Raw genomic sequence first — 3,194 nt, forward strand, 5'->3', positions numbered from 1 at the left:
GACCGCTGAGAGCTTCCTCGGCTTCATTGACATCACGTCGATCCGTCTCTGGGTCCGCCATTTGTCAACATGACCTAAGCACGGCGATTTTACATGATATGCTGAGAAATTTGCAACGCCTCTGTGGGCGGCTGTAGTGAATATAACTTCAATATTGCTCTTCGGCTTGTGCGCAGCCATCGGTTAGATGCTTGGCCTGAAGACCGCTTTGGCTGTCGACAACGCGCCGATTTTTTTGGGGGGGGGGGAGAGACCGCTATCGGCAGCAAGCAGCAGGGAGCGCCCCTGATCGGTCTGGGCGGGAAGCCGACGGTGAGTTTGCGGCATTGCAAATGCGGCAATTGGCAATAGCGGCCAATCGATCTCGCCCCCATTCTCGGCATCACCACGAAAGCCGCCAGATCATACCCGGAGGCCATCCGGGAAATTGCGCCAGCCTGACGGATGCGACCGAGTCCATCTGGACCGCGCTTCCTACCCGCCTTCGGGAACCACTGTCATTTGGCTAGGTTTCTCCCGCCTCGCCGACCTCGTCGAATGAGCCCGTATCGCGGCGCGTCAGGACACTTATGGGTAATTGCAAGCCAGGGGGCCGGCCTACCAAGTGACTGGAACGGGCGGTTGGCACCGTCGCATGTGTTCATCTTCCACTTCAACCGCCAGCCATGCAACGCGAACATCAGTTTTTGTACGCAACATACCAATAGTTCACTCGCACAAAGTTACGCTTGGAAAACCGTTGAAATTATGAAGCGACTTTCCGAAAGTGACGCCAAAAATCTTGCTTACCCAGATACGGATTTTTTATATGCCGGTGTTCGTCTGGCAACCATGACGCGTCCACCTCAAACGGCAAGCCCGAAGTTTCGGATTCAGCCAAGAAGTGCCTAATCAGTGAAGCAATTTCGTCGGAGACAGTGGCTTGCTCAAGGCTATCGTATAGGAAATCCCCTGTTACCTTCCTTGAGCACCAAATTTCTAAGTATTCAATTTCCTTCGAGATACTTCTTTTTTGCTGAGCCGGTCGGAATGTAACCTTCCATGATTTTTCCAAGTATCGTTTTACCCAGTACCCCAGCCTTTGCCCGCTTTGGCGAACATACGCATTCCTCCTCTCAACTTCGACACACTCGACAGGATATGGAAGTCTGAGCAATACCGTAAACTCCATCATGTCGAACCATATTTTTACCCATGTCAGTTTTCCCCGATACTTAATTGCGAACTCTGCCCCCTTCGGGCTCCTGAAAGTAATATGTCTCAAGTATGGGCCAGCTTCTCGGATCGCCATCCGACTGCTGCCTTCCCAGCGTGAAACATCGATAGCATCCGCCAATTCAACCTCGAAGAATCGCCAAACAAACCTGCCGATTGATTTTGTTGACATCTGCCGTTTTCCATACGCAACAACAGCGAAAGCCAGGAAAGACGGGAGCATCACCTGCAAGAAAGTTAATGCACTGCCAGGCTGAACCTCGAAGTGCTTAAAGGAAATAGAATCAATAAGCAAAGTAAGTCCCGCTACGCAGACTACCACCAAAGAAACAGAAAACGTAATTTTCAACCAACGCGGCAAATAGACTATATTGCTTGATTTCACTTCGAACCTCCATCATATGCGATCCTGATCGGATTCAAACCAAACGATCCGAACGAAATATTCTAGCGCACCAAACAGCTTTGTGTTTCGTATTGATTCGCGCGCTGATCCTCCGCATTCGACCAACCTCATTGAGACGGTTCCTCTGTCAAGCCCGTCACACCATTTGCTCGACGTGAGCATGACAGTCAGTCACTTTGAGTTGCCGACAGATTGGATCGCGAACACCGCTCCCCCCTGTCCGGCGTGATCCGGGTTGCAGACGACAGGCCGCGGAGGCCTAGAGTCAGGACCCATAAAACCGCTTGAGCGCGGGCTCGCCGCGTGATTCAAACTCCTGATTTGGGGAGGGATCATCAGCGAGCTTTTCTGGCTGACGGAAGCGCAGATGGAGCGGCTGCGTCCGTTCTTTCCGAAGTCCGGCGGGAAGCCCCGGGTTGATGACCGACGGGTGTTGAGCGGGATAGTCTTCATACAGAACAATGGGTTGATGTGGAAGCATGCCCCTGCGGCCTATGGCCCGCCGAAGACGCTCTACAACCGCTGGAAGCGGTGGAGCCGGATGCCGAACATGATCTCGATGGGGTTGCGCCGCTTGTATCGGCGGTTGTCGTATTTGACCGGGGTCTTGCGTTGCTGTCTGCCCGGAATGCAGGCGCGTATCCCTCTGTCTTTCAATGCGTCTCTGAACCAGTCGGCGTCATAGCCGCGATCCACGAGCAACCAGTCAACCTTTGGCAGGGTGCCGAGCAGTGCCCGCGTGCCGATGTAGTCGCTCACCGGTCCTGCCGTTACGAATAAGTTGAGCGGCCGTCCCTTGCCGTCGCAGATGGCGTGCAACTTGGTGGTCATGCCGCCTTTGGTGCGACCGATCAGGCGGGCACACCACCCCTTTTTCGCGGCCATGCTGGTCGCTGTGCGATGCGCTTTTCCGCTCTCCGTGGCTTCGCAGAGTAACTGAGGCAATTGGCCTTTAGGGCGCGGGGGTTCGCCGGTCACGGCCAACAGGGCGACCGGCTGCGGAAAGGGGCTGTCTGCGGTCATCCGTCGCGCCCCGCGCGAAGGGAAGCAATCGGCCGTCTGAGTCGGTGTTTGACGGCTGATCGATGGGCCAAGCGGATGACCGCTTCTGCGATTCGTCAATGGGCCGCAGCGGGTAGCGGCGAATGGCCGCTATCGGCAGCAAGCGCCCGATGCCCCCCGATGAGCCCTTGGGTTCGTCGAGTCGATCAGACCGCGGTCTGATCCGCTGCCACCGAGGCCAGCCCGTCGAAGATCCCGGCAAACACGACGACCCCGCGCCAGCGCCTTCACACGTTGTAGAGTGTCTCGGGCGGGCCAAGTTCCCGCGGAGCATCGCGCCACCGAAACCCATTGCGATTTAAGTGGATTGTGCCGCTCAACACACGCCAATCGTCGACCCTTGGCTTGCCATGGATCTTGGGGGGATAATCAGAAGACAGTCCGGAGAACTGTTTTCCCGACAAGCGGCTCAAGTTGCACGGAATTTTCGTCCTGACCTGCCCCCCTTGGGTCCCTCGTTCATAACGAGAGTCTGCGGGTTTGAGATTGGTAGTCTGGGCAGTCTTTCTGG

General features: G+C 55.6%; 1 protein-coding gene and 3 pseudogenes. 1 reads left to right on the plus strand and 3 read right to left on the minus strand.

Annotated elements, in window-relative coordinates:
• Nucleotides 1-745 precede the first annotated feature (745 nt).
• Nucleotides 746-1,600 (minus strand): hypothetical protein, encoded by an 855-nt coding sequence (locus tag DSD19_RS21945; RefSeq protein ID WP_165828189.1) that lies wholly within the window; start codon nucleotides 1,598-1,600, stop codon nucleotides 746-748.
• 355 nt (nucleotides 1,601-1,955) lie between these two features.
• Between DSD19_RS21945 and DSD19_RS19450 the strand changes: the two are divergent.
• Nucleotides 1,956-2,165 (plus strand): annotated as a pseudogene (locus DSD19_RS19450) (transposase); the annotation flags it as partial.
• Here DSD19_RS19450 and DSD19_RS19455 read toward each other — a convergent pair.
• Both DSD19_RS19455 and DSD19_RS22810 read right to left on the minus strand, forming a co-directional pair.
• A pseudogene (locus DSD19_RS19455) lies at nucleotides 2,138-2,530 on the minus strand (IS5 family transposase); the annotation flags it as partial. The pseudogenes DSD19_RS19450 and DSD19_RS19455 overlap by 28 nt on opposite strands.
• 385 nt (nucleotides 2,531-2,915) lie before the next feature.
• Nucleotides 2,916-3,030 (minus strand): annotated as a pseudogene (locus DSD19_RS22810) (transposase); the annotation flags it as partial.
• Nucleotides 3,031-3,194: the final 164 nt, after the last annotated feature.

Source organism: Rhodovulum sp. BSW8 (genome assembly GCF_003314725.1).
Classification (GTDB): domain Bacteria; phylum Pseudomonadota; class Alphaproteobacteria; order Rhodobacterales; family Rhodobacteraceae; genus Rhodovulum; species Rhodovulum visakhapatnamense.